General features: G+C 38.9%; 38 protein-coding genes and 1 pseudogene. 38 read left to right on the top strand and 1 reads right to left on the bottom strand.

All coding sequences use genetic code 11. From position 1 onward, the window contains the following. The first annotated feature begins 37 nt into the window (after positions 1-37). The 5 genes and pseudogenes from MHH23_RS07535 to MHH23_RS07555 all read left to right on the top strand — a co-directional run bounded on the left by MHH23_RS07535 (position 38) and on the right by MHH23_RS07555 (position 4,147). Positions 38-898: a LysR family transcriptional regulator gene (locus MHH23_RS07535; protein ID WP_099726942.1), complete on the top strand. Its 861-nt coding sequence runs from the start codon at positions 38-40 to the stop codon at positions 896-898. Between the two features lie 155 nt (positions 899-1,053). Next, entirely contained in the window at positions 1,054-2,370 is a 1,317-nt protein-coding gene (locus MHH23_RS07540; RefSeq protein WP_017358236.1) for a CitMHS family transporter, read from the top strand. Positions 2,371-2,576: 206 nt separating this feature from the next. Continuing rightward, positions 2,577-2,732 (top strand): annotated as a pseudogene (gene gerE / locus MHH23_RS07545) (spore germination transcription factor GerE); the annotation flags it as partial. A 185-nt stretch (positions 2,733-2,917) separates the two neighbouring features. Beyond that, positions 2,918-4,006, top strand: coding sequence for an AimR family lysis-lysogeny pheromone receptor (locus tag MHH23_RS07550; RefSeq protein WP_047945320.1), 1,089 nt, complete (start codon positions 2,918-2,920; stop codon positions 4,004-4,006). Between the two features lie 18 nt (positions 4,007-4,024). After that, entirely contained in the window at positions 4,025-4,147 is a 123-nt protein-coding gene (locus MHH23_RS07555) for a hypothetical protein (RefSeq protein WP_259407143.1), read from the top strand. A gap of 209 nt (positions 4,148-4,356) precedes the next feature. Here MHH23_RS07555 and MHH23_RS07560 read toward each other — a convergent pair whose 3' ends face one another. Further along, entirely contained in the window at positions 4,357-4,776 is a 420-nt protein-coding gene (locus MHH23_RS07560; protein ID WP_047945321.1) for a helix-turn-helix domain-containing protein, read from the bottom strand. Between the two features lie 142 nt (positions 4,777-4,918). On the opposite strand from MHH23_RS07560, the gene MHH23_RS07565 reads away from it, so the two are divergent. From MHH23_RS07565 to MHH23_RS07725, 33 genes are all read left to right on the top strand, one after another. Further along, positions 4,919-5,137, top strand: coding sequence for a helix-turn-helix domain-containing protein (locus tag MHH23_RS07565; RefSeq protein WP_047945322.1), 219 nt, complete (start codon positions 4,919-4,921; stop codon positions 5,135-5,137). A 65-nt stretch (positions 5,138-5,202) separates the two neighbouring features. Beyond that, on the top strand, positions 5,203-5,436 hold the full coding sequence (locus MHH23_RS07570; RefSeq protein WP_220554126.1) for a hypothetical protein: 234 nt from the start codon (positions 5,203-5,205) through the stop codon (positions 5,434-5,436). A 77-nt stretch (positions 5,437-5,513) separates the two neighbouring features. Continuing rightward, positions 5,514-6,374 carry a phage replisome organizer N-terminal domain-containing protein gene (locus MHH23_RS07575; RefSeq protein WP_340959192.1) on the top strand — a complete coding sequence of 287 codons (861 nt, stop codon included), beginning with the start codon at positions 5,514-5,516 and terminating at the stop codon, positions 6,372-6,374. After that, positions 6,313-7,179 (top strand): ATP-binding protein, encoded by an 867-nt coding sequence (locus MHH23_RS07580; RefSeq protein ID WP_340959194.1) that lies wholly within the window; start codon positions 6,313-6,315, stop codon positions 7,177-7,179. The genes MHH23_RS07575 and MHH23_RS07580 overlap by 62 nt, the downstream gene beginning before the upstream one ends. A 67-nt stretch (positions 7,180-7,246) precedes the next feature. Then, positions 7,247-7,402 carry a DUF6906 family protein gene (locus MHH23_RS07585; protein WP_340959196.1) on the top strand — a complete coding sequence of 52 codons (156 nt, stop codon included), beginning with the start codon at positions 7,247-7,249 and terminating at the stop codon, positions 7,400-7,402. Next, positions 7,399-7,929, top strand: a complete 531-nt coding sequence (locus MHH23_RS07590; RefSeq protein WP_340959197.1) for a hypothetical protein — start codon at positions 7,399-7,401, stop codon at positions 7,927-7,929. Before MHH23_RS07585 ends, MHH23_RS07590 begins: the two co-directional genes overlap by 4 nt. A 108-nt stretch (positions 7,930-8,037) precedes the next feature. After that, positions 8,038-8,172, top strand: a complete 135-nt coding sequence (locus MHH23_RS07595; protein ID WP_340959199.1) for a BH0509 family protein — start codon at positions 8,038-8,040, stop codon at positions 8,170-8,172. A 6-nt stretch (positions 8,173-8,178) separates the two neighbouring features. Then, on the top strand, positions 8,179-8,361 hold the full coding sequence (locus MHH23_RS07600) for a hypothetical protein (RefSeq protein WP_440607716.1): 183 nt from the start codon (positions 8,179-8,181) through the stop codon (positions 8,359-8,361). A gap of 70 nt (positions 8,362-8,431) precedes the next feature. Then, positions 8,432-8,641, top strand: coding sequence for an XtrA/YqaO family protein (locus tag MHH23_RS07605; protein ID WP_220554121.1), 210 nt, complete (start codon positions 8,432-8,434; stop codon positions 8,639-8,641). Between the two features lie 33 nt (positions 8,642-8,674). Beyond that, a complete protein-coding gene (locus MHH23_RS07610; RefSeq protein ID WP_340959204.1) occupies positions 8,675-9,022 on the top strand; it encodes a hypothetical protein in 348 nt (115 codons plus the stop codon). After that, positions 9,019-9,405: a hypothetical protein gene (locus tag MHH23_RS07615; RefSeq protein ID WP_340959205.1), complete on the top strand. Its 387-nt coding sequence runs from the start codon at positions 9,019-9,021 to the stop codon at positions 9,403-9,405. The genes MHH23_RS07610 and MHH23_RS07615 overlap by 4 nt, the downstream gene beginning before the upstream one ends. Next, positions 9,402-9,653: a hypothetical protein gene (locus MHH23_RS07620; protein ID WP_340959206.1), complete on the top strand. Its 252-nt coding sequence runs from the start codon at positions 9,402-9,404 to the stop codon at positions 9,651-9,653. Before MHH23_RS07615 ends, MHH23_RS07620 begins: the two co-directional genes overlap by 4 nt. Continuing rightward, positions 9,650-11,098 carry a DNA cytosine methyltransferase gene (locus MHH23_RS07625; RefSeq protein WP_340959208.1) on the top strand — a complete coding sequence of 483 codons (1,449 nt, stop codon included), beginning with the start codon at positions 9,650-9,652 and terminating at the stop codon, positions 11,096-11,098. The genes MHH23_RS07620 and MHH23_RS07625 overlap by 4 nt, the downstream gene beginning before the upstream one ends. 20 nt (positions 11,099-11,118) lie before the next feature. Further along, a complete protein-coding gene (locus tag MHH23_RS07630) occupies positions 11,119-12,105 on the top strand; it encodes a DNA-methyltransferase (protein WP_340959210.1) in 987 nt (328 codons plus the stop codon). A 28-nt stretch (positions 12,106-12,133) separates the two neighbouring features. Next, positions 12,134-12,358, top strand: coding sequence for a hypothetical protein (locus MHH23_RS07635; RefSeq protein ID WP_340959211.1), 225 nt, complete (start codon positions 12,134-12,136; stop codon positions 12,356-12,358). Then, positions 12,355-12,531 carry a hypothetical protein gene (locus MHH23_RS07640; protein WP_340959212.1) on the top strand — a complete coding sequence of 59 codons (177 nt, stop codon included), beginning with the start codon at positions 12,355-12,357 and terminating at the stop codon, positions 12,529-12,531. The genes MHH23_RS07635 and MHH23_RS07640 overlap by 4 nt, the downstream gene beginning before the upstream one ends. Beyond that, the gene (locus tag MHH23_RS07645) at positions 12,528-12,887 is read left to right on the top strand and encodes a hypothetical protein (RefSeq protein WP_340959213.1); all 360 of its coding nucleotides are present in this window, start codon (positions 12,528-12,530) and stop codon (positions 12,885-12,887) included. The genes MHH23_RS07640 and MHH23_RS07645 overlap by 4 nt, the downstream gene beginning before the upstream one ends. Positions 12,888-12,889: 2 nt before the next feature. Then, positions 12,890-13,156 carry a hypothetical protein gene (locus MHH23_RS07650; protein WP_340959214.1) on the top strand — a complete coding sequence of 89 codons (267 nt, stop codon included), beginning with the start codon at positions 12,890-12,892 and terminating at the stop codon, positions 13,154-13,156. Between the two features lie 14 nt (positions 13,157-13,170). Beyond that, on the top strand, positions 13,171-13,596 hold the full coding sequence (locus MHH23_RS07655) for a hypothetical protein (RefSeq protein WP_340959215.1): 426 nt from the start codon (positions 13,171-13,173) through the stop codon (positions 13,594-13,596). Between the two features lie 12 nt (positions 13,597-13,608). Next, on the top strand, positions 13,609-13,977 hold the full coding sequence (locus MHH23_RS07660) for a hypothetical protein (protein ID WP_340959216.1): 369 nt from the start codon (positions 13,609-13,611) through the stop codon (positions 13,975-13,977). A gap of 211 nt (positions 13,978-14,188) precedes the next feature. Further along, entirely contained in the window at positions 14,189-14,395 is a 207-nt protein-coding gene (locus tag MHH23_RS07665; protein ID WP_269793905.1) for a hypothetical protein, read from the top strand. Between the two features lie 111 nt (positions 14,396-14,506). Next, positions 14,507-14,629: a hypothetical protein gene (locus tag MHH23_RS07670; protein ID WP_260857579.1), complete on the top strand. Its 123-nt coding sequence runs from the start codon at positions 14,507-14,509 to the stop codon at positions 14,627-14,629. A gap of 14 nt (positions 14,630-14,643) precedes the next feature. Beyond that, positions 14,644-15,126 carry an ArpU family phage packaging/lysis transcriptional regulator gene (locus MHH23_RS07675; RefSeq protein WP_340959219.1) on the top strand — a complete coding sequence of 161 codons (483 nt, stop codon included), beginning with the start codon at positions 14,644-14,646 and terminating at the stop codon, positions 15,124-15,126. Then, positions 15,123-15,665 (top strand): site-specific integrase, encoded by a 543-nt coding sequence (locus MHH23_RS07680; RefSeq protein WP_220554113.1) that lies wholly within the window; start codon positions 15,123-15,125, stop codon positions 15,663-15,665. Before MHH23_RS07675 ends, MHH23_RS07680 begins: the two co-directional genes overlap by 4 nt. 336 nt (positions 15,666-16,001) lie before the next feature. Further along, positions 16,002-16,307: a hypothetical protein gene (locus MHH23_RS07685; protein WP_340959221.1), complete on the top strand. Its 306-nt coding sequence runs from the start codon at positions 16,002-16,004 to the stop codon at positions 16,305-16,307. A gap of 156 nt (positions 16,308-16,463) precedes the next feature. Then, on the top strand, positions 16,464-16,916 hold the full coding sequence (locus tag MHH23_RS07690; protein ID WP_340959222.1) for a hypothetical protein: 453 nt from the start codon (positions 16,464-16,466) through the stop codon (positions 16,914-16,916). Continuing rightward, complete coding sequence (locus tag MHH23_RS07695; protein WP_340959224.1) at positions 16,913-17,227, top strand: transglycosylase; 315 nt, start codon at positions 16,913-16,915, stop codon at positions 17,225-17,227. The genes MHH23_RS07690 and MHH23_RS07695 overlap by 4 nt, the downstream gene beginning before the upstream one ends. 40 nt (positions 17,228-17,267) lie before the next feature. Continuing rightward, entirely contained in the window at positions 17,268-17,624 is a 357-nt protein-coding gene (locus tag MHH23_RS07700) for a hypothetical protein (protein ID WP_268431088.1), read from the top strand. Beyond that, complete coding sequence (locus MHH23_RS07705; protein WP_340959227.1) at positions 17,614-17,979, top strand: HNH endonuclease; 366 nt, start codon at positions 17,614-17,616, stop codon at positions 17,977-17,979. Before MHH23_RS07700 ends, MHH23_RS07705 begins: the two co-directional genes overlap by 11 nt. Before the next feature lie 227 nt (positions 17,980-18,206). Further along, positions 18,207-18,722: a phage terminase small subunit P27 family gene (locus MHH23_RS07710; protein ID WP_340960131.1), complete on the top strand. Its 516-nt coding sequence runs from the start codon at positions 18,207-18,209 to the stop codon at positions 18,720-18,722. Positions 18,723-18,736: 14 nt separating this feature from the next. Further along, positions 18,737-20,428: a terminase large subunit gene (locus MHH23_RS07715; RefSeq protein WP_340960132.1), complete on the top strand. Its 1,692-nt coding sequence runs from the start codon at positions 18,737-18,739 to the stop codon at positions 20,426-20,428. A gap of 183 nt (positions 20,429-20,611) precedes the next feature. Continuing rightward, the gene (locus MHH23_RS07720) at positions 20,612-21,892 is read left to right on the top strand and encodes a phage portal protein (RefSeq protein ID WP_047947236.1); all 1,281 of its coding nucleotides are present in this window, start codon (positions 20,612-20,614) and stop codon (positions 21,890-21,892) included. Beyond that, positions 21,855-22,478, top strand: coding sequence for an HK97 family phage prohead protease (locus MHH23_RS07725; protein ID WP_340959230.1), 624 nt, complete (start codon positions 21,855-21,857; stop codon positions 22,476-22,478). Before MHH23_RS07720 ends, MHH23_RS07725 begins: the two co-directional genes overlap by 38 nt. Positions 22,479-22,503: the final 25 nt, after the last annotated feature.

The raw sequence follows: 22,503 nt of genomic DNA on the forward strand, positions 1-22,503 counted from the left end.
AATTATTTTTATAACAAGGTCAAAAGGAGGGCACACAATGGATGAGAAAGATTGGCGGTTTTTAAAGGTGCTATATGAAGAGAAGAACATCACAAAAGCGGCAGAAAAATTATTTGTCTCGCAGCCTGCCTTAAGTTATCGATTGAAACAGCTTGAAGAGGAATTTGACATGAAGCTTTTCTTTAAAAGAAAACGAGGAATTGAATTTACATCAGAGGGCGAATATTTGGCTGAATACGCAAATGACATGCTCAAGCAGCTCCAGCAAACGAAAGATGGCATGCTCAATATGCAAAAAAAGGTCAAAGGAACGATCCGACTAGGGGTGTCGAGTAACTTTGCTCAATATAAACTGCCGGAAATTTTAAGAGAGTTTTCTAAGCAGTATCCACATGTTCAATTTATGGTGAACACAGGATGGAGCACAAAAGTCATGGATTTATTAGGTACATCAAGTGTACATTTAGGGATTTTAAGAGGAGATTACGACTGGAATGGAGAGCGATTTTTGCTTGATAAAGAACGGCTTTGTATCATTTCAAAATCAGAAATACAGCTAAAGGATCTTCCTAAGCTGCCGCTCATTGACTATCACACGGATAGTTCATTAAAACGATTGATTAACAGATGGTGGCAGGAGACGTTCACGATGCCTCCGCTTGTGACAATGGAGACAGACAGGCAAGATACATCAAAAGAGATGGTGAAGCATGGTTTAGGTTATGCCATTGTCCCGGAAATTTGCCTCAGACCAAGTGATGAGCTATTTGTAAAAGGTCTTTCGTATAAAGATGGACAGCCTGTTTTAAGAGATACATGGCTCATGTACCAGCCAGATTCCCTTCATTTGTCTGTTGTGAAAGCATTCATTGAGTTTTTAAGAAGTCAGCAAGGCTAATTATAAAAAAATTTTATTGAATAGACGAAAAAATCGATATTTTCATTATAAAAAAAGCTATTATATCCTTGAAATAGAAAGCGCTAACATTTCGGGCCGCAAGTGCAAAAGGGGCGCTTGTGGATCGTGTAAAGAAGAGGATGGAGGGATATGAAGTGCTAGCTATTTTAGGGATCTTGATGGTCGTGACTTTTACATTTCTTATTATGACAAAACGTATGCATCCGGTGGTGGCTCTAACCGTTGTGCCAATCATCTTTGCATTAATCGGTGGATTTTACAGCGGATTAGGGGACATGATGCTTGATGGACTCAAGACCGTTGCACCATCTGCTGCTTTATTGTTATTTGCCATCTTATTTTTCGGTGTCATGCTGGATGCTGGATTGTTTGACCCATTGATCAAACTGATTTTACGTCTTGTGAAAGGCGATCCGGTCAAAATTGCTTTTGGGGTAGCGATTTTGTCTATGCTTGTTGCATTAGATGGTGATGGGACGACAACGTACATGATTACCGTATCAGCTATGTTGCCACTTTTCTTAAGAATTGGGATGAACCCACTGATTTTAGGGACGATTTCATTATTATCACTAGGCATTATGAGTGGAATGACGCCTTGGGGCGGTCCAGCTACTCGTGCGATTGCTGCACTTGGTTTAGATGCAGCGGAATTCTTCATTCCATTACTCCCGACGATGATAGGGGGCGGTCTTTTTATCCTTTTTACAGCGTATGTTCTTGGAAAAAAAGAACGGAAGCGCATTGGGGTTGCCGAGATTCAGTATAAAGAAGAGGTCTCGATCTCTCCTGAATTGGCGGCATCAATTGAAGATGGCGTAGCTGATATGAAGAGACCAAACTTGATTTGGGTTAACTTCTTCCTAACGATTGCTGTCATGGTCACACTTGTATTGGATATCGTACCGATTCCTGTACTCTTTCTCATTGGCTTTGTCATTGCGCTTATGATCAACTATCCAAAAGTTGAAGATCAGCGTGAGCGGATTTTATCGCATGCAGGAAATGCTTTAACGGTCATTACCCTTGTGTTTGCAGCAGGAATTTTCACAGGCATTTTTTCGGGAACAAAAATGGTGGAGTCCATTGCTAACTTGGTCATTTACATGATTCCAGATTCATACAGCTCATTTTTTCCACTCATTGTCGCTTTGACGAGTATGCCATTTACATTTGTTCTTTCAAATGATGCTTATTATTTCGGGGTGCTGCCAATCTTAGCTGAGGCCGGCGCAGCTTACGGAATTGATCCAGTAGAAATTGCGCGCGCCTCTATTATCGGACAGCCTGTCCATTTGCTGAGTCCGCTTGTCGCTTCCACATTACTGCTTGTGAGTATGCTGAATAAAGATATTGGTGATTTGCAAAAGTACGCACTGCTATGGACCGTACTCACAGCCCTGTTTACAACACTTATTGCTCTTTTAACAGGAGCCATTTCGATATTTTAAAAGCTTGTTTGATAAAGGATGATGTCTCTATAGGGGACTCGTCCTTTTTTGTGCGGTTTGAAGGCGAGGAAATTGGACGCTGATCTGCGGGAATTCTCGATTTTAACGTCACCTACCTCAAGTACCCGGCATATGATATCTCGACTATACAGAATCCCATTCTATAGAGACTAGAGCTCTCACCTTAGCAAGGAGGGTTACAATACTTGAAGGAGAAAGAGTTTCAATCCAAGCCGCTATTAACCAAAAGAGAAAGAGAAGTATTCGAATTGCTCGTCCAAGATAAAACAACAAAAGAAATTGCAAGCGAGCTTTTTATTAGCGAAAAGACTGTTCGAAATCATATTTCGAATGCTAAGCAAACCTTTTACAAACGAAAACAACATTTAACAAAATTGCACCAAAAGTCATATGTAAACCTATACCACAAATGGATTATAATACAATCATTAGTTCGCCAATTCTTATTAAAAATTCATATTTATTCGACAATTTATGACAGCTTTTTCGACTTTAGTGTGCTAAATTGATTTTGAAAGGTGATCATATGAGTGTAATTGCAAAAAAAGAAATAGGGGAAATTCTCAAAGACAGTTTAATTTCATCTGAAATGACTCAGTTAGATATCGCAAAAAAAATTGGCATTACTAAGGGCTACATGAGCAAATTCTTATCCGGAAAAGAGATTGCTTTCTGGATGGTGATAGAGGCTGTTAATTGCATACTTCCAGAGAAAGAAAAAGAGTTGATGGGAGATTACTGCAAAAGCGGTATTGATAAAAAATATTTGTTTTGTGCTTTGGAGTATTGTTATACACAGAAAATGTTTGATGTTATGAGATACTTGATTGTAGAATACTCAGCGGTTACACCGGAACCTTGTTCACTTTACAAATGGATTCTAAATTATAGAGGAAACTTTGACATGCAACATATCAGTAAGTTACGTAATAATAATTTTAAATCCATGGAGGCAAAAGCATTATTATTAATCCTTGAAACCTACGGTTACTATAATTTAGGGAAATACGATATGGCCCACTTTTATATTAGTAAAGCAGGATCATACATTACCAAAATCAAAGATCCATTTCTTAGGAAAAGCTTCAGTGCAAGAATAGATGAGGTATTAGCTAATGTATATTTAAAGCAAGAAAACAATGTTGAACTTGCAAGACTCGCAGCTAAATCACTTCTTGAAAATAAAGTTAGTGAAAGCCATGAGATAACCGCTAACCATTTGTTGGCACTCTCTTATTTCTTAACATCTTATGAAAAATCGATTGCGTATTACAACATATTTTTAAATCTCATGGAGCAGCATCCAGAAAGAGTAGATGAGATTATTCAAAATAAAGAGGAAATTGCAATTCTTCAGTATTATTGGAAAGCTAGTATAGATTCAAGATATAACGTTTCTGATTTTACCAGTAAATTAAAGAATCACAGTGTATTATCTGATTATTATAGTGATGAGCGTCTTAAACCATATGCGTACTTATTCGATGGAATTAAAGAAGCTAGAGCAGATAAAATTCTTTTATCACTTCACTATTTCTCAGAAAAACGTGAGTATTTCAGAGCTAACATTCCTAAATTAGAGTTGCAAAAATTGGAACTAGACTATAAACTCTAATAGTCAGGAGGTGAATGCATGAAAAAATTTACTAAAGTGCTGATTTTAGCCAGTGTAATTCTGTTTGTATCAGGGTACCAAACCACTATGTCAGCAAAAGAAACTGTTTATCAAACTAAAGATGTAAAAGTAGGCATGTAAAAAAGACGCTACCAGAAATGGTAACGTCTTTCGTGTTTTAAAGAGAAGTTTCCTGTTTTGCAAAATCTTAAAAACAGGAAACTCTTTCAAAAAGATAAAAAATACAATATAATGGGAATATATGTTCTTGTTTAGGGGGATATTATGTCAATTATTTATGAGGAATTACTTAAAAAGGTATCAAAACCAACAAAAAAAGAAGAACCATCTCATTCTTCTTCTACGGAAGCACTTCCTAAAAACTTCGCTTTAGATTCTCGATAATTTTCAAGTGCATTAAGCATAAATTCTCTTTCATCTTTTGTTATTTTATTACCATGTTTATCTATAATATCTGCCTTCTCAATGAGATCTAGGCTTAACTTTCTGGAGAAAACGAGTTCTTTTTCTTCATCACTCATTGTATTAAGTTCTTCTTTATTTGTTACGAAATAAGAAAGATCAACGTTAAAATATTTTGCAATTGTATTTAAATTTTCAAATGACGGCTTTTTTATTTTTCCAGCTTCTAATTTCGATAAATAACTATGAGTAACCCCTATTTCTTCTGATATTTGAGCGAGTGTTAAACTCCTGCTTTTTCTTAAATCGGCTAGATTTTGCCCTATGACTTTATTAATATCATCCATAAACAGCAATCACCTTTCTGTAGTGCTTCTTATACATACTATTATAACATGTTTTTTCCTCTGGGAAAAAAATTAGAAAAACAACTTTACAATGCGTTAGGCAGGATGTTATATTTGTTTTGTAAGTTCCTGTAGGAACATTATGAGGTGGTGTTTAAGTTTGGATTTTAAGATTATTTTCGGTAACAAAATAAAGCAAATTCGTTCAGAAAAGAAAATGTCCATTACTGAATTTGCTGAATTAACGGGATTTACAAGCTCCTATATCTCTAAAATAGAGAATTATAAAATTAACCCGACTATTAAGAGTGTTCTACAATTCTGTAATAAGTTGAATTTAAGTATTGGTTATTTTTTTTAATCACAAAGTTCCTACAGGAACATTTATTATGAGGAGGTACGGAACATTATGAAATTCGATATTGAATGAGTTTATACAAAAAACACCAATATTTTTGGTGGGTAGTCCTATCCTCCGCATTGCATATTATGTTTCGAGGTGATTTTATGGCACAAAGAAAGAAAAAGAAAAAAAGCAATCTGTTTGTCGGAGAAATTTTCTTTGGAACAGAAGACAGAGAAAAGCTTTTTACCGAGGCTGTCGCACCTTACTACACTCCAGTAAAAAAAGAGAAAAACAAAAAAAATAAAGAGGCTTGAAACTTCTGTTTCACCTTTTTTTGAAGGACAAGCTCAAGCTGAAAAGGTAATTAAGAAAAAAATAGGAGGATCAACCGATGGGGGAAGTCAAATGGGTGAAATTAAGTACCCAGATGTTCGACGATGAGAAAATTAAACTCATTGAACAAATGCCTGAATCTGACACTCTGTTGATTATATGGGTTAAATTACTTGCTCAAGCAGGAAAAACTAACGCTTCTGGTTTTATTTATCTAAGTGAAAACGTTCCTTATACAGACGAAATGTTAGCACACATCTTTGGAAGGCCATTGGGAATTGTTCGCATGGCATTAGATACATTTAGAAAATTCGGAATGATTGAAATTAATGATCAGAATTTTATCAGTATATGTAATTGGGAAAAGCATCAAAATCTAGATGCGCTCGAAAAGATTAGGGAACAGAATCGATTGAGAAAGCAAAAACAACGAAAAAAACTAAGTCTTGCAGAACCAAAAAATAACATGTCACGTGACGTCACGATCAACGTCACGGCAAGTCACGCAACAGATATAGATAAAGAATTAGATATAGATAAAGAATTAAAAGATATATTGTCGGGCAACCCGACTGTTAATCCTGAAACTCAAGAATCTGAAATTCCATTCAAGCTGATTGTTGATCTTTTGAACAAAGTAACAGGGAAGTCTTTCAGACATACATCTGCTGCTACACAAAGATTAATCAAAGCACGTTGGAATGACGGATTCAGATTTGAAGACTTTAAAACAGTGATCCTGACAAAAACTAATCAATGGCTTAAAGACGACAAAATGAATAAGTACTTGCAGCCAACGACTTTGTTTGGAACTAAATTTGAAGGATATCTGAATGAAGGTGCGGGGGTGATAAAACGTGCAGAGCATCAAATCAGTGGCAGCGGGAGCCTTAAACGCAAGAATGACCTTCCATTCTGAATACTGCAATAAACACACGTTCACTCGTGGAAATGAAGATGTTGTAAAGCCTGTTCGTATGATGATCCTCAACGGCAAGGTTGTTTGTCCACGATGTGAACTGGATGCGGATGAAAAGAAGCTCCAAAAAGATTTAGAAAGTCAGATTGAGCTTAGTCAGCGTGCCAAGAATTTCAACACGCTTGAAAAGCGTAGTATCTTCCGAGACAGAACCATTGCTAAAGCGACGTTTGATAATTACAAAGTGACCGAGCCTGAGGAAACGGCAAACAAACGCCTCATGATGGAGCTTGTCGGTTATTTAAAACAAGGAAAAGTGTTTAATATTTTTCTGCAGGGTCATCCAGGAGTGGGGAAGAGTCATCTAGCCTATGCCGCACTTAAAGCTCTCAATGTGCCGCCTGATCCAGACAACCCTGAGGATATGGGCAAATCATGCTTGTTTATAAACCTTGCGGATGCTGCTTTTGCCATTCAAGACTCTTTCCACAACAAAGAAAGTAAATTCACCCAAGGTTATGTAACAGGTCTTATAGGTGATGTGGATTATCTGGTGATTGATGACGTAGGGGCTGAGACGGGATCTGAACATTCAAAGAGTGAAGCCACCAACTTTATACACAAGATACTTTATGCAGTCACATCAGCTAGACAGGATAAAGCAACGATTTACACATCCAATTTAACTGGGGACAAATTAAAACAAATGTACGACACCAAACTTGTATCACGCATGACGAAAAGGTCTAAGTACATTTTGTTTAGAGATACTTTTGATAAGCGTGATGAAGAATTGCCGTTCTAATGAGAAGGTTGATAGTTTAATAGATCGGCTGCAAGCAAGAGTATGAAAAACACAAGGAGGAACGAACATGAAAAAAGGCGGTAGAAAGCCAACACGCTCAGAAAGAAAAACCCTAGTAGTAAATGGGTTGAACCCTCGTTACTGGCACGTGGAAAAGAATCTGGCAGCATCCATGCATATTGTGCATAAAGAGGTTGGGCGAAGAAAGGAAATTGCAAAGTGAACGCTACTAGAATCATATTAGAAGATTTCAATTTTGAATGGACGATTGTTGGCCTCAAACGATTTTTGGATTACTGGTACGAAGGCAGGTCTTTGAGTGAAATGGCCGAGCTGTTTCGCAGGCCAGAAGAAGAAGTGTTAATGCTGATGATTGATTTTAGCAAACGAGGAAAGATCAAGGAGCGTCCGAACGGTGTCGGCGCAAACGAGCCTATGTATATCAAAAAAAGCGCAATGAGCTACAAAAAAAGAGATCTACGCAAGCTGTTTGAACAACAACCGGTTTACTACGCTTGTCCGCACAGTGATTTCATATGGGATGAGAAAGACATCATTTTATTTAGACAAATGTGGCAGGATCATGAGCCGATCAGACACATGGCCAATCGTTTAGCCCGCAATGTCGATGACATCCTGTTGCTGATACTTGATCAAGCAGAGTTGGGAAAGATCGAACCACGTAAAGGTGGAGTTTTTGGAAAGGAAGACAACCAGCATGAAGAAAAAGAGCATCTTGTTGCCATTTGAGAAAGCGACAGCACGGCAGTTGGAAGTGATTGCGCGGTATGAAGATTGTCCAAAACGGATCAAGGCAGCAGCTGTGCGCCACCTCAAAAAGAGGGGAGGCATCAAGTGATGACCAGTGACGATAGAGAGTTAATGATCGAGTGGTTGAGTCTCACAAACGTTGGTCGCGAATATTGCGAAAAACTATCAGACGAAGAACTCGAAAGAATCTATGAACTCAACGTTCCGCAGCGTGACGAATAAAAGGAGGTGAGCATATTGGAAACTGTAGCGAATCCATACAAAGCAGGTCCAGTAAAAGCGTGGGTTATGTCAGAGGATGAACTAGCAGCATATAGACAGCAACATCCACCAAAGCCATACAAAAAGAGACTCAAACGTAAAGACTGGCGTTGGCAGCGCACAGATCAATCCGTCGAGTCTCAGCGGTAAGAATTCACATCAGTTCAATGTGAGTAATTAAGCTTAGGAACCTTAATTATATCACATTGGAGTGAAGATTGTGAATAGACCGCAGACTATCTCATTAACAAAAAACGAGCCTTTCACAACATTAGTTGAACAAGGAAAGGTACAAGTGATCGTGCTGGACGGGATCAACAACACAGCGCATTACATAGAGGCTCCCGAACACGGTCACACAATCATTGAAACGATTAAAGGAAGTTTTGACCGAGTTAGGTTTGATTTCAGCCATAAAATTAAAAAATAGCAGGGGTTCATCCCCTGCGGGGGAGGAATTGCGATGTTATCAAAAGATCAAGTAAACGTTGATGACCTTTTAGACGAGGTAACACGTTTGAAAAGAGAATTAGAGAAAAAGAATCAGCAGATCAACGGATTCTCACAGTTTTTCTTAAACGAACTGGAGTGGGGACAGCGACATTTTACAAGAACTAAATCTGAGTTTCACAGAGGCGGATTAGAAGTCCTGAAAAACCTCGAAAAGCATTATGAGTTTGTTTTTCGAAAGCGATTGGACGGTGAAAAAGTAAACATATCGAGCTTTTACAGGCCGTCAAAGAAATGCGAATCGTGCGGGGAACGTGAAAGTGAATGTTTTTGTGATGATAAGGAGGGTGAGAAATTATGAATCAGAAACTCAAAAAAGGTGATCTAGTCGTCATGCATTCATGCGTGGAAGCGGTGCTAAGCGAAGGAAGAGTATGGAAGTGTAAAGATGATGAATTCAATCCGAGCGCACCTGCTGTTTTCCTAGAAGGTTTTTCAGGACACTTCGCCGCTGAATTTCTGCAAAAAGTGGACGTACCTGTCATTGAATCAGAGATGGACCTATACAACGAGATTCAGCGCCTAAAGCAAGAATTGAGGTTCTCGAACCAAAAGAATGAACAGTATTTGAAGGAATGGAGAAAGGCTGAAACACAAGCAAACAGAGCTACTGAGCAACTAGCCGATGTCACCATTGAACTGAAAAACTTAAAACGATCTTTGCTGATGGAGGCGGGGAAATGATGAGTATACCAAAGCACATCGAACTGTCGCAGGCCGTCAAAGCCTGCAAAAATCAAGCGATGACGATTGATGATGCAGCTGTCCATCTTAAAGTGCCGGAAAACGTTGTACCGATGCTGGTACGCAAAAACGATGATCTCGTGATAGAAGGTAACGTGGTCATGGCGAAAAGGGAATCAAACGGACCTGTAATACTCACGGTGCTTGGGTTCATGGCAATTATCGTGATCGCTGGGTTGATGCAATGAAACAGCTCAATCTATTCCGTGAAATCATTGTAGACAACTTTGCAGGAGGCGGGGGAGCGAGTACAGGAATCGAGCTTGCCACAGGGTTATCAGTTGATATAGCCATCAATCATGATCCTGCTGCCATAGCAATGCATGAGGTGAACCATCCTGACACGGAACATTATTGTGAATCTGTTTGGGATGTCGAACCGAAAGAAGCTGTTAAAGGTCGAAAAGTTGGGCTAGCATGGTTTTCCCCTGACTGTAAGCACTTTTCTAAAGCAAAAGGCGGTAAGCCAAAGGATAAAAACATTCGCGGTCTAGCATGGATCGCAGTTAAATGGGCCATTGCTGTAAAACCAAGAGTCATCATGCTGGAAAACGTTGAAGAGTTTCAGACGTGGTGTCCGTTAGATGAAGAGGGGTACCCAATCAAAGAGAAAAAAGGCGAAACCTTTAAATCATTTGTGAAATCACTTGAGGCGTTGGGATACGAAGTGCAATTCAAAGAATTAAAAGCCTGTGATTATGGTGCCCCGACTACCAGGAAACGCTTTTTCATGATAGCCCGCTGTGATGGTAAACCCATTGTTTGGCCGAAGCCAACACATGGCGATCCAAACAGTCTATCTGTTCAAGTCGGAAAGCTGAAACCGTGGAGAACAGCTGGTGAAATTATTGATTGGAGCATAGGAACACCATCCATCTTCAATCGAAAAAAGCCACTTGCGGATAATACTTTAAGGCGAATTGCACGGGGCATCCAACGTTTTGTGGTTAACAATCCAAACCCGTTTATTGTTCGTATCGGTCAAACTGGATTCGCTGGTGATCGGCTGCAATACGAGTTAACAAAGCCGTTAACAACCATCACAACTAAACAGGAGCATTGTTTAGTTTCACCAACGCTTATGGTTAACACAACAGGACATGTAGGAAGCAGAGTTGATCAGCCCATTAAGACAATTACAACAGGTGGTCATCATGCATTAGTAACGCCATTTCTAGCAACTTATTATACAGAAACAACAGAAAACGGTGTCAGGGGCCAAACACTAGGCGAACCAATTGCAACAATACCAACTTCAAATAGATTCGGCTTAGTCAAAGCATTCTTAACAAAATATTACGGTTCAGATGTCGGACAGAAGATAAACGAGCCATTACACACCATAACAACTAAAGATAGATTCGGGTTAGTCACCGTAAAAGGAGAAGAATATCAAATAGTGGATATCGGCATGAGGATGTTACAACCTCATGAATTATTCGCCGCACAAGGTTTCCCATCAAATTATGTAATTGATCGTGATTGTGACGGGAAGGTTTACCCGAAAACAAAACAGGTAGCAAGATGCGGTAATGCTGTTCCGCCACCATTCGCAGAGCAGCTGGTGAGGGCTAACCTCCCTGAGATGTGCGTACCTGAGCATATGAACAAATATTATAACAAAGCAAACTAACAGCTGGGAGGGGGTGCCGCATGGACCTGAATCAGATACTTCAAGGTGATTGTATAAAAGTTGTTCAGTCGCTACCACCGGATACAATTCAAACCGTCATCACTAGCCCGCCTTATTGGGGGTTAAGAGACTACGGAATGACTGAGCAAATCGGTTTAGAAGAAACCGTTCAAGAATACATTCAAAAAATCGTTTCTTTATTCAGAGAGATTAAGAGGGTTTTAAAAGATGATGGCACTGTCTGGCTGAATCTAGGTGACGCTTATGCTGGAAGTGGCCGCGGAAGAATTGCGAATGGCCGTACTCATCCAGGTATTAACCATATGCAATCTGTCGGACAAACTAGCGGAGTTATAAATCTCTCGAATAAAGTAGCCGGACTAAAACCAAAAGATTTAATAGGCTTGCCGTGGCGTGTTGCTTTCGCTCTTCAAGAAGATGGCTGGTACCTGAGAAAAGACATTGTTTGGAACAAACCCAATGCCATGCCTGAGAGTGTGAGGGACAGACCAACAAGTTCACATGAATATATTTTTCTTCTCTCAAAATCGCCAAAGTATTACTACGATCATGAAGCAATAAAAGAAGAAGCTGCTTATAAACCGTTTCCGGATCCACCAAGAGGATCAAAAGGGGCATTCGGAATGGACCAACAAGGGCGAAGAGAAGACAAGCCCCGTGGTTCATTCAAAGGGAAGTATGGCGATTTAGTTTTTAGAGCAATTAGAAACAAGAGAAATAAACGTTCAGTATGGACCGTTGCAACCAAGCCGACCAAAGATGCTCACTTTGCAACATATCCAGTGGAGCTGATAGAGCCGTGTGTCTTAGCTGGCTGTCCTGTTGATGGCATTGTATTGGATCCATTCATGGGTTCAGGAACAACGGGTATAGCGGCACTCAAGCATAGTAGAAATTTTATCGGAATTGAATTGAACCCTGAATATATAAAAATCGCAAATAAACGCTTAAACGGCGTGCAAATTGAACTGTTGCATCATCTATAAACAGCCTAGCGGCTTAGGAGGAAACGGAATGAACACCACAAGAATAACTATTCCCGATCGTGATTCATATGGTTGTTTGGTCGGATTCAAAAAATTGAATGTGCTTTGGGAATGCCCTACGTGTGGTAGCGAAATGGGCGAGCCTCAACTCACACATCATGCCGAAGATGGTTTTCATGGAAGTGTTCACATCTGGGAAAGCAAGTGCGGGCATATAGCAAAATACATTGACCTAAAGGAGATAGCGGAATGAATCTCAATAAAAAGCAGCAGCGGCAAATAATTGAACGGATGAACGACTTTGGAGAAAGAGGCGTGAAATCGAATGGAGCGGATAAAGAAGCTGTTGCCGGCATGGCTACTCTTATTTGGATGCTTCAAGTCTTGAACGTTGATACGGATTCCCTAAAGGAGGAAGCACGATGAACGAAAATAAAGAATTCCAAATAAATTTAATAGGCGAAACCATCATGAGGAATAGCGAAGGGGTCTACGCTTCAAAGTCACCTGAAATTGATGTTGAAATTGTTGTAGATAAAGATTATGTCATTGATGCTTTAGTCAGAAATATTCAGATACAAGAACGTATTCTCCAGACGAGTTTTAACACTAATATGTTATTAAAACGTGAAGCAATTCAAAAACACGAAGCAATCCAGAAGAATTTGAATTCATGGGAAAAATATCATGATGATACTGCATTAAGATATGAATTTCAAGCTAGGGATGTTCGCGATTTAGCTTTCTTACTAGGGTTCAAATTGAAAACGGAGGGTGAATGAAGATGAAATTTTTTAATGTGATAAATCCGTATTCTGCGCTTATTAAAGCAAACACAAAAGAAAGTGCCATGAAAATCTATATAGAAGAAGTAGCTAACGATGAGGGAACTCTTGACAAAGATATGAAAGAGATTTCAATTGAACATGCCGTTAAAGCATATATCCATAAAACTGGCTTTGAGCAAGGTTACTTCTTTCAAGATGAGATTTTAAACGGTCTAAAGGACAAAGAAGAAGGAGTAATCGTTATGGATGGAAGCTTGATATGAGGAAGGGGAACATTATGAAAAAACTACTAATCACACTAACTATTATTATTGCGGCGGTGCTTTATGCGCCGTCTGCTTCGGCTGTTTGGTCAAACTGGCAAACCGAGGGATATGGTCACCAAGCACGAGTCTTTACCGATGACACCAATTACTATGCAGGAGCGAAAACGGTCGATTGGAGAGCGGAAAAGAAGGGATCGAGCACGCTTTATTACACCGCTGGCGTATATAAAAAGCGGAGCGGTGGCGGCTTAACAGATACTAACCTAGTTCAAAGAGGAAGCTTTAAATCGTCCACTCCTCTAAAGTCGTTTAGCGTGAGTGAGATCCGCAAGCGTACCGGAAAAGGAACATACGTGATCCAGCTTGACTGCTACACAGATTCAGCAAAGACAAAATACATCGGGACCTTTGAGTCCGTTAAATTCAGTATCAGATAAGGGGGAGCGAAAATGAAAATAACTGTCGATCCGCAAGTAATGACGTTTCATCTGAATTTTAAAAGTCATTGGCAACAAGCAGTAGGACACGAAATAAAAGTCGGTGAATACCGGTTCTGTGTAACACCAATAGACAATGTATTAAAAGTTTCAGAAATAACGACAGGAGCGCTAGTAATGGACTTGCCAAGACCTGAAAAGGCATTATCAAAAATGGAGTCTTTGAAAGCTTTCGAAGCAATAGGGAAACAGCTGCTAGAAGAAATGAAAAGGTCAAAGCATCTTTCAACTGCATTTGAGAAATTAAAACAAGAGTCTTTCAGGTTACTAGGTGAAACACCAGCGCCTGAGGTCTTTGAGCTTGTGGAGGTAGCGGAATGACAGCAGAAGAATTGCACAGTTACTACTGTGAAGATTGCGAAGAGTGGACATATATTGACGAGCTTAATCATCCGGGAAACATCTATTGTGCTCACTGTGGTGAAGCAAATGTGAATATCAGCGCAAAGGATTACGAATTATTGAGATATGCAAGGTCGAGGGTCTTCGAATGACTATAAAAAGCGGCATGAGCCAAAAAGGAGAATAAAGTATGAATCCAAGAGAAGCATTTAGGACTTTCTTTAAATTCCAGTTAGAGAATGGAGAAGGTTTATCAGAATTAGAGCTTAATGAAAAAGACATAGAGAGATTCATAAACGGTGTGGAAGATGACATGCTTTTCCACTCTAAGTTAGATGATTTTCTGAAAGAGTACATTGAGGATCATGGTGATGAATACGGAATGGAATTTAATTAATAAAACAAATAAATAAGTCCAAGACGGAGAGCCTGCGGACACTGATCAACACCTTTTACGGGTGATGGTTGGTGTCCGTTTTTTATTTGTCGGAAAGGAGCGGCAGGCACCATGAAAAAAGAAAAGCCCAAAAAGAACACGCAGAAGCTCACTGACAGAGATTTAAGAGAGCTTATGGGGCAAAACATGCAAAGACTCAAAAGAGCCAAAGGCGGGGCCATGCGTCGAAAATAAAAGGAGTGATTGGGATGACTAATAAAAATGATAAGAATCCAAACGAACAAACAGATCAAATGAATTTAGATATCCCTCAAATCGACGAGGAAAAAACTAGAGAAAAGATGGAAAGAATGCTAGATAAGTATAAGGTGTTAAGGCTTCAAACGCCAGAAGACTTCCTACCAAAAATCACAATAACATACACCATTACGCCGCCTAGCTTTTCCAATCAGTTTCATTCATCGACCGAGGATGCAGCACTTAAAAAAATGGATTGGGAGATTGAACGGGAAAAATACATGAAGCGAATTGAAAGAGGTATTAATCGTCTTACGCAAAAAGAGCGTCGCATCTTAGTAATGCTCTATATGCAAGATGAAGAAATGTTTGATTATGAAATTTATGCAGAAATGGGTCTAAGCCAGCGGAACTATTACCGATTCAAAAATAAAGCCTTTTACCGTTTAGCCTTCGCACTTAGAGAAGAAGTGTACAAGGGGGGCAAGTCATGAATTTCGTTCAGCCGATAAGAGACTTTGAAAAGGTGGAGCAAATGAAGGCTTATTTAAAAAAGAAAAATAGAAGAAATTATATATTATTCATATTGGGGATCAGTACCGGTTTAAGGATATCTGATATACTCAAGATCAAAAAAGAAGATTTGCTGAAAACACATCTGGTCCTCAGAGAAACAAAAACTAAGAAGCAAAAGAGAATTCGTATACCGCCATCAGTTAGAAATGAATTGATTGCCTATGCTAAGGATCTAAAAGACGGTTCATACGTGATCAAAAGCAGGCAAGGGGAAAATAAAGCTATAGATAGATCGGTGGCATATCGCATTCTTAGAGAAGCGGCTGAACAAGTGAACATTACTGAAATAGGCACGCACACATTAAGGAAGACCTTCGGCTACCACTTTTATAAGCAGACAAAGGATGTGGCTATGCTGCAAGAAATATTCAATCATGCCAGCCCGGATATTACATTGAGATACATTGGAATCAACCAAGACAACATGGATTCCGCAATGATGAAGTTTAAGATATAATTTTTTTTAGATATATCTGCACCAAAAAATATCAAAGAGTGCAGTCATTAAAGGGATTTAAAGAAACCTTTATGTGACAAGGATTTCAGCGATTACGGGAGTACAACACACTATATGTTATGGTGTAGTGATGTTAAAAAGTTGAATGGATTACCGATGAAGATAATGTAAAGATTGTATAAAAGATGAAAGAGGGTATGGGAAATGATTAAAGCTATTACAAAAGGTAATTAATTTAAGAGCGGCTTCCGTTGTGGAGGTCGCTTTTTTATTGGTAAGAGAATGGATCATTAATGGATATGGTGAATTGGGGGATAAAGTGGATAAAGTGATATAATGGAAGAAGGAGAAACGAAAAAAATAGAGAGGGTGGAAAATATGAAAAATGAAGTATTCAATCATGAGAACATTGGAGACATGTTGAGTTTTGTACAAAGTTATATACAAGACAAAGAATTTGTTATTATTGATCATCCAACCCATCCACATGCAGAGTCATTGGGGATAGAGATAAAAATGAAATCAACATGGAGAGTTAATAATGTTGGCAGTGAATTTACCTTGTTTTTTGGCACACATGAAGACGTTAAAAATCAATTGGATTACAAGATAAAAGAATTGAAAGGACTACGAGTAACATAGGATCCTTTTAAAGGAGCGGAGCTACTTTGTTTAAAGAAGAAGATTTCTGCAAGTGTCAGGATAATCCGGGAGTTTATACGGAAAATGGAGAACGGGGATACTGGATGCATTGTACGAAATGCAAAAGACCATTAGAGGATGAATTTCATTATTATGATGAACCTGAATTATATTGATTTGAAAATGGCACACTTTTGGCACGATCTTGGCAAAGCATTTCGTCTAAAAGCGGTTATGATGGTATTAGGTGATAAATTGAGAACGGCTTCCATTGCGGAGGTCGCTTTTTTATATGGAGGTGTAGCTGTGGTAGAACTCTTAATCTTAAAAGGCTGTTCAAAACGACGTACAAGGACTTTCATCGTAGGGGCAAACACTTGTCAGGCAAGAGCGTTATGGCAAGATTTGAAAAAGAAATTCCCACAATATAAATATCCGCAATTTGTTTCAAGGAACCCAGCAATGCTAGACGGGGTAAATCCTAGCGAAACAGTTTTAATTTTACTGCCGGGCTATTATCGAAATCCAATAATCAACTGCTATGAATTTCAATGGTTAAAGGAGAATGCCATTGAAGTAGTTCATATCAATGAGGAGAAAGTTAAATGAATGATGTTTTGTGCGAGAAATGCCAAACATATTATGCTGTGGAAGTGAGAGAGATAAAAGAAGCGAAAGGAATTGTAATTCAATTCTTCTCCTGTCCCTATTGTGGAAACTCGAATGTTGTTTCTGCTACAAATAAAGTAATCCGTCAGAAATTACGAGAATTGAGAAAGGCCCGCAGTTTTTATGAACAAGCAACGACACATAGAAGCGCACAACGACGTTTTGAAAAGTATACGCAGCTACATGAAAGTGTCAAACGTCTTATGCTTCCTCTAATTGATGAAGCGAAACAGAGATTGAATAATTCATAGCATCCTTCGGGGTGCTTTTTATTTTGGGGAGGGACACAACGTGGACAACTCACTCAGGGAACTAATCATTAACACAGCAATTGGACACGCAATAAGGACAGACCAATTGTATAACGGTCTCAAAGCCCTTAATAAAAGGGGATGCATATGGGCGGATGGGGAGATCATCAGGGGGTTAGGGATGCTTGGGTCTTATGGTGTGAGGGATAGGCAAGCTATAGATAGTCTCCTACATGTCAGCCAGACTCTGTCCTATGAAGCAGCTCGATCCTATCTAGCATCATATCAAAGGGAGTACAGGGAGTTTTATGCCGTACAGAAAGTAGGGCATCTTCATGCCTTTGTTTTGTTTGCAATGATAGATCAGAGTGAAGCTGGTGAATCCAATGCCACCTAAACCATTGAGAGAGTGTAAGGTGCGAGGGTGCAGAGATTTAACAAGGGATGGTTATTGTCCTGCTCATGCTGATGGTAAGAAGCAGGAAGCGAAGTATTACAACAAACATGTTCGAGATAAACAATCAACAAGTTTTTATAAATCAAGAGAATGGAAACAGACAAGACAACTTGTTCTAATGCGAGACAATTACCTTTGTCAAAGCTGCTTGAAACAAGATCGTGTTGTCCCTGCTGTCATGGTTCATCACATAGTGGAGCTAAAACAGGATTGGAACAAACGATTAGATTTAAATAACCTCGAAAGCATGTGTAATAGCTGTCACAACAAGGTTCATGGCAAGCGAGGGTCATAGTACCCCCCGGCATTAAATCCCTAGAAAACGGCTTCGTGAAGATCGGTGAGCCGTCGTCTGCAAACAAACACCGCTTTTCAAAGTTTCCAAAAACACGAAAAACCCCCTCGGCGAAAATACCGAGAGGGCTTGGTACGACTGGTTTTGTTGTTAATTCGATCATAGCATGATTTCGTTCAATAACAAGCAAAAATTTCAAAAAAATGAAACGGAATGAGGTGAAAAATATGCCGAGACCTGCAAAATCCGCAACGCTTCAATTAATACAGGGCAATCCAAATAAGAAAAACACAGATGAACTTGCGATGCGTGCTGAACAAGAAGAGAGAATGAAAATGAGATCAAACAACATTAAACCTCCATCCTGGTTGGATAAGGTTGCTAAAAAGGAATTCAAACGGATTGCCGAGCTATTAAAGGAAGTGGACATTATAACGGAGGCGGATATCAGCATGTTGGCCGCCTATTGTAATGCCTATTCTCAATATATTTCTATTACCAAGGTGATAGAAGAAGATGGACTCATGGTTCATAAAGATGGATTTGATGAGGACGGAAATCCAATTGAATTGATTGGAGAAGAACACCCATTATTGAAAAGACAAAAGAACTTCTTTGATCAAATGAAGTCAGCTGCAAATGATTTTGGTCTTACTCCATCAGCCCGTGCAAAACTAGCGATCACCAAAACTCAGGAGATTCGGGAAAAGACGGCTGCTGAAAAGGAGTTTGATAACGTGTGACAATTAAGCAGTTTATGATTGATTACTCAAATGATGTTCTACAAGGGAAAATTGTAGCTTGTCAAAAACACATTTGGGCCTGTCAGCGTTTTTTGAATGATGTTGAACGAGAAGGAAAAGAAGAGTTTCCTTATGTATTCGATGAAGAAAAGGCCCGCAGATTTCTTTTTTGGATGACTCAATTTAAACATACCAAAGGACCATTAGCAGGTGAAAATATTGATCCTGATCCTATTCAGATTTTCATTTTTGGCAATGTCTATGGATGGGTCCACAAAGATACCGATATTCGCCGTTTTACAACTGTGTATTGGCAAGTTGGCCGTAAAAATGCAAAGACTCAAAGCTTAGCAACTGTTGGGTCATATGAAGCAATGGCGCTTGGAGAAAGTATGTCGGAGGTTTATATAGGTGCAACCAAAAAAGAGCAGGCTAAGATTTGCTGGAAAGAAATAAATGCTCAAATTGAGGGTAGCGACCTTCTCAATAAACCATCAAAAAAATATAAGGTAGCATATGGGACAATTGAACATATTAAAACAAAATCAATTATCACACCACTTGCAAAAGATGCCGGGAAAACCGGAGATGGATTTAACCCTCAATGTGGAATTATTGATGAATATCATGCTCATCCAACATCAGAAATATATGATGTTATTGAATCGGGTATGGGAGCAAGATCACAACCTTTAATGGTAATTATCACAACTGCTGGACCTGAATTGAATAATCCTGCTTACCGTGTCGAGTACAATTTTGCTTCTCGTCTTTTAGATCCAAATATGGTAGAGAAAAATGATCATTACTTTGCAATGATTAATGAGCTAGATGCAGATGATGATATTAAAGACGAGAGTAAATGGGAAAAAGCGAATCCGATACTTGCAAAACACGAGTTTGGTATAAATTATTTAAGACGGCGTTTGGAAATGGCTTTGAATGTACCGGAAAAAATGCGCGATTTCCTCACCAAAAATATGGATATTTGGGTGAACATGCGATCAAACGGATATATGGATATGAAAGCATGGTCTGATTGTGGGTTGAGTGAAGGTCTACCAGATTTAAAAGGTAAGGAATGTTATGCAGGGATTGACCTATCAAAACGTATTGATCTAACAGCCGCCAGTTTTGAATTTCCACTCGAAAATGGGATGTATTATGTTACAGCGCATGGCTTTATGCCAGAAGATACGTTTCATGAAAGGATGAAAACTGACAAGGTACCGTATGATTTGTGGGTCAAAAAAGGTTGGCTAACTCTTACTGATGGTGCTGTCGTTGATTATGACTATATACGTGCGTACATCAAGACAATGGAAAAGGATAAAGGGTGGAAAATCAAAGAGATTGGATATGATCCATATAACGCAACGCAGTTTGCGCAGCAGATGGAAGCTGATGGATATGTCATGATCGAGATCAGGCAAGGGGTGCAAACCTTATCTGAGCCGACTAAAGATTTACGTGAGAAAGCTAAAGCGCGAAAATTAATCCATGACAATAATGATCTATTAACGTGGGCGATGGGGAATGCCGTCACAAAGATTGACGCGCAGGAGAATATCATGCTTGATAAATCAAAATCGTCACAACGTATTGACCCAGCAGCCGCACTCATAAATGCTCATGTGAGAGCTAGTCAAAATGATGATCATTTAGATTTGAATGAGTATATTTTGTCAGGGGGCTTTTCATTCTAATGAAAAATACCATAAAAAAAATTATGATTTTTCTATTCTCAATCTTAAATGACCTAGTATTTTTTGCTGGGGCAATCTTTATTACAATAGCAGCTTATAAAATACATGAAATCATCGGTCTTTTAGTGACAGGTGGTTTTTTTATATTTACAGCAATTTTAATGAGCCGAAGGAGGTGATTAATTGTTATTAGAAGGTATGTTTTCTAAGAGATCAGCAGATTCAGACAGTGGTTGGGGGATGTCACAGGTCCCGCAATGGGTGTTTGATATTTTCGGTGGTGGTAAAACAGCAAGTGGAGAGAAAGTGAGTGAATCGACTTCATTAAAACATCCTGACGTTTTTTCTTGTATCAATGTTTTGTCAGATGATATAGCAAAATTATCTGTCCATATGTTTAGGAAGCTGGGAGAAAATATTTCTGGAGAACGTGACCATCCTGTTTTTAAATTGCTCTATTTAAAGCCCAATCAATATATGACAGCTTTTACTTGGAAAAAATTAATGATGACGCATGTTTGTATGTGGGGAAATGCATATTCTTTGATTCTTTCAGATAAAAGAGGTGATATCACAACACTAATCCCTCTTAATCCAGCGAATACCCATCCTTATCTTGATCCAAACACAGGGGATTTGTGGTATGAAACAATAATTAATAACAAACGAGCTGAATTACATGCGGAGGAAGTTCTGCACTTTAAAGGAATGACCGAAGACGGTATGGTTGGTCTCAGTCCAATTCAGGTTGCAAGGGAACATATTGGTGCTCAATCTGCCGCAACAAAGTTTAACGCGAAATTGTACAAAAATGATGCAACACCAAGAGGTATTTTGAAAATCCCAACCCTGTTACAACCAGAGGCAAAAGAGGTTGCAAGAAAAGAATGGATGAGAGTAAATGCGGGAGAAAGCATTGCGATTGTCGATGCTGGTCTCGATTATCAATCTATATCAATGCCTCTAAAAGATGCCGAATTTGTAGAGTCTATGAAATTCAATAAGGCTCAAATTGCTTCCATATTCAAAGTTCCTCTTCATAAGATAAACGAATTGGATCGCGCTACATTCAGTAATATCGAACATCAATCTATAGAATATGTGAAGAACACTTTACAGCCGTGGATCGTTTCCTTTGAACAAGAAATCAATACAAAGCTGTTTACTGATGCTGAAATCAGACAAGGGCTATATGTTCAATTTAATGTTAATAGTGAATTGCGCGGTGATTCAAAATCAAGAGCTGAATTCTATGAAATTATGGAACGAATAGGAGCTATGAATATAAATGAAATTCGTGCTCTTGAGTCAAAGAATGCAATTCCTGATGGGGATAGGCACCTAGTTTCACTGAATTACACTTTCTTAGATATGCTAGACCAATATCAGATGGCTAAAGCAGGCCATAAAGGAGGTGATCCGAATAATGCCGAAGGAAATCAGACAGCTAACGACGGAAATTGAAGTTAGGTCACTTAATGATGAAAACAAAAGTGAATATGTAGAGGGTTATGCCCTTAAATTTGAAAAGTGGTCTGAGCGTCTTGGGTGGTTTAAGGAAATCATCAGCCGTGGAGCGTTGGACGAAGCAGATATGTCCAATGTAATTGCTTTATTTAATCATAAAATTGATTATCCATTAGCAAGAAACACTGTTTCAACGGGCGCTGGTAGTCTCCAATTAACTGTTGATGCAATAGGGTTGAAATTTAGATTTGAGCCAACAGACACCACTTACGGACAAGATTTGATGAAGAATTTGAGAGCAGGCGTGATTAATCAATGCTCTTTTTCGTTTTCTCTTGATCATTCAGGTGATGAAGAACCTGATGAATGGACAAAAAATGAAGAAGAAAAGTTATACGAGCGCCGAATCAATCGCATCAATCGCATTTTTGACATTTCACTTGTTACAACTCCTGCATATAGCGATACGGAAGCTGTTGTAGGAGAAAGAAGTCTTGAAAAAGTAGAAGTTTTAAAAAGACAAAAAAACACATCAAATAAGAGTATTGAGCTGGAACTAGACTTACTAGACCTGACTATATAGTGGGTCTTTTTTTATGCTCAAAATC

Source organism: Bacillus sp. FSL K6-3458, assembly GCF_038005045.1.
Classification (GTDB): Bacteria; Bacillota; Bacilli; order Bacillales; family Bacillaceae; genus Bacillus; species Bacillus altitudinis.

What these genes read in the sequence shown, in the direction of transcription:
- MHH23_RS07685 (WP_340959221.1), top strand. Translation starts at nt 16,002, where the DNA reads ATGGAAGAAGGAGAAACGAAAAAAATAGAGAGGGTGGAAAATATGAAA.
- MHH23_RS07660 (WP_340959216.1), top strand. Translation starts at nt 13,609, where the DNA reads ATGAAAATAACTGTCGATCCGCAAGTAATGACGTTTCATCTGAATTTT.
- MHH23_RS07615 (WP_340959205.1), top strand. Translation starts at nt 9,019, where the DNA reads ATGAATCAGAAACTCAAAAAAGGTGATCTAGTCGTCATGCATTCATGC.
- MHH23_RS07595 (WP_340959199.1), top strand. Translation starts at nt 8,038, where the DNA reads ATGACCAGTGACGATAGAGAGTTAATGATCGAGTGGTTGAGTCTCACA.
- MHH23_RS07670 (WP_260857579.1), top strand. Translation starts at nt 14,507, where the DNA reads ATGAAAAAAGAAAAGCCCAAAAAGAACACGCAGAAGCTCACTGACAGA.
- MHH23_RS07625 (WP_340959208.1), top strand. Translation starts at nt 9,650, where the DNA reads ATGAAACAGCTCAATCTATTCCGTGAAATCATTGTAGACAACTTTGCA.
- MHH23_RS07570 (WP_220554126.1), top strand. Translation starts at nt 5,203, where the DNA reads ATGAGTTTATACAAAAAACACCAATATTTTTGGTGGGTAGTCCTATCC.
- MHH23_RS07650 (WP_340959214.1), top strand. Translation starts at nt 12,890, where the DNA reads ATGAAATTTTTTAATGTGATAAATCCGTATTCTGCGCTTATTAAAGCA.
- MHH23_RS07665 (WP_269793905.1), top strand. Translation starts at nt 14,189, where the DNA reads ATGAATCCAAGAGAAGCATTTAGGACTTTCTTTAAATTCCAGTTAGAG.
- MHH23_RS07715 (WP_340960132.1), top strand. Translation starts at nt 18,737, where the DNA reads ATGATTGATTACTCAAATGATGTTCTACAAGGGAAAATTGTAGCTTGT.
- MHH23_RS07565 (WP_047945322.1), top strand. Translation starts at nt 4,919, where the DNA reads ATGAGGTGGTGTTTAAGTTTGGATTTTAAGATTATTTTCGGTAACAAA.
- MHH23_RS07680 (WP_220554113.1), top strand. Translation starts at nt 15,123, where the DNA reads ATGAATTTCGTTCAGCCGATAAGAGACTTTGAAAAGGTGGAGCAAATG.
- MHH23_RS07550 (WP_047945320.1), top strand. Translation starts at nt 2,918, where the DNA reads ATGAGTGTAATTGCAAAAAAAGAAATAGGGGAAATTCTCAAAGACAGT.
- MHH23_RS07560 (WP_047945321.1), bottom strand. Translation starts at nt 4,776, where the DNA reads ATGGATGATATTAATAAAGTCATAGGGCAAAATCTAGCCGATTTAAGA.
- MHH23_RS07555 (WP_259407143.1), top strand. Translation starts at nt 4,025, where the DNA reads ATGAAAAAATTTACTAAAGTGCTGATTTTAGCCAGTGTAATTCTGTTT.
- MHH23_RS07585 (WP_340959196.1), top strand. Translation starts at nt 7,247, where the DNA reads ATGAAAAAAGGCGGTAGAAAGCCAACACGCTCAGAAAGAAAAACCCTA.
- MHH23_RS07630 (WP_340959210.1), top strand. Translation starts at nt 11,119, where the DNA reads ATGGACCTGAATCAGATACTTCAAGGTGATTGTATAAAAGTTGTTCAG.
- MHH23_RS07640 (WP_340959212.1), top strand. Translation starts at nt 12,355, where the DNA reads ATGAATCTCAATAAAAAGCAGCAGCGGCAAATAATTGAACGGATGAAC.
- MHH23_RS07575 (WP_340959192.1), top strand. Translation starts at nt 5,514, where the DNA reads ATGGGGGAAGTCAAATGGGTGAAATTAAGTACCCAGATGTTCGACGAT.
- MHH23_RS07705 (WP_340959227.1), top strand. Translation starts at nt 17,614, where the DNA reads ATGCCACCTAAACCATTGAGAGAGTGTAAGGTGCGAGGGTGCAGAGAT.
- MHH23_RS07675 (WP_340959219.1), top strand. Translation starts at nt 14,644, where the DNA reads ATGACTAATAAAAATGATAAGAATCCAAACGAACAAACAGATCAAATG.
- MHH23_RS07655 (WP_340959215.1), top strand. Translation starts at nt 13,171, where the DNA reads ATGAAAAAACTACTAATCACACTAACTATTATTATTGCGGCGGTGCTT.
- MHH23_RS07710 (WP_340960131.1), top strand. Translation starts at nt 18,207, where the DNA reads ATGCCGAGACCTGCAAAATCCGCAACGCTTCAATTAATACAGGGCAAT.
- MHH23_RS07610 (WP_340959204.1), top strand. Translation starts at nt 8,675, where the DNA reads ATGTTATCAAAAGATCAAGTAAACGTTGATGACCTTTTAGACGAGGTA.
- MHH23_RS07690 (WP_340959222.1), top strand. Translation starts at nt 16,464, where the DNA reads ATGAACCTGAATTATATTGATTTGAAAATGGCACACTTTTGGCACGAT.
- MHH23_RS07535 (WP_099726942.1), top strand. Translation starts at nt 38, where the DNA reads ATGGATGAGAAAGATTGGCGGTTTTTAAAGGTGCTATATGAAGAGAAG.
- MHH23_RS07725 (WP_340959230.1), top strand. Translation starts at nt 21,855, where the DNA reads ATGCCGAAGGAAATCAGACAGCTAACGACGGAAATTGAAGTTAGGTCA.
- MHH23_RS07635 (WP_340959211.1), top strand. Translation starts at nt 12,134, where the DNA reads ATGAACACCACAAGAATAACTATTCCCGATCGTGATTCATATGGTTGT.
- MHH23_RS07620 (WP_340959206.1), top strand. Translation starts at nt 9,402, where the DNA reads ATGATGAGTATACCAAAGCACATCGAACTGTCGCAGGCCGTCAAAGCC.
- MHH23_RS07695 (WP_340959224.1), top strand. Translation starts at nt 16,913, where the DNA reads ATGAATGATGTTTTGTGCGAGAAATGCCAAACATATTATGCTGTGGAA.
- MHH23_RS07645 (WP_340959213.1), top strand. Translation starts at nt 12,528, where the DNA reads ATGAACGAAAATAAAGAATTCCAAATAAATTTAATAGGCGAAACCATC.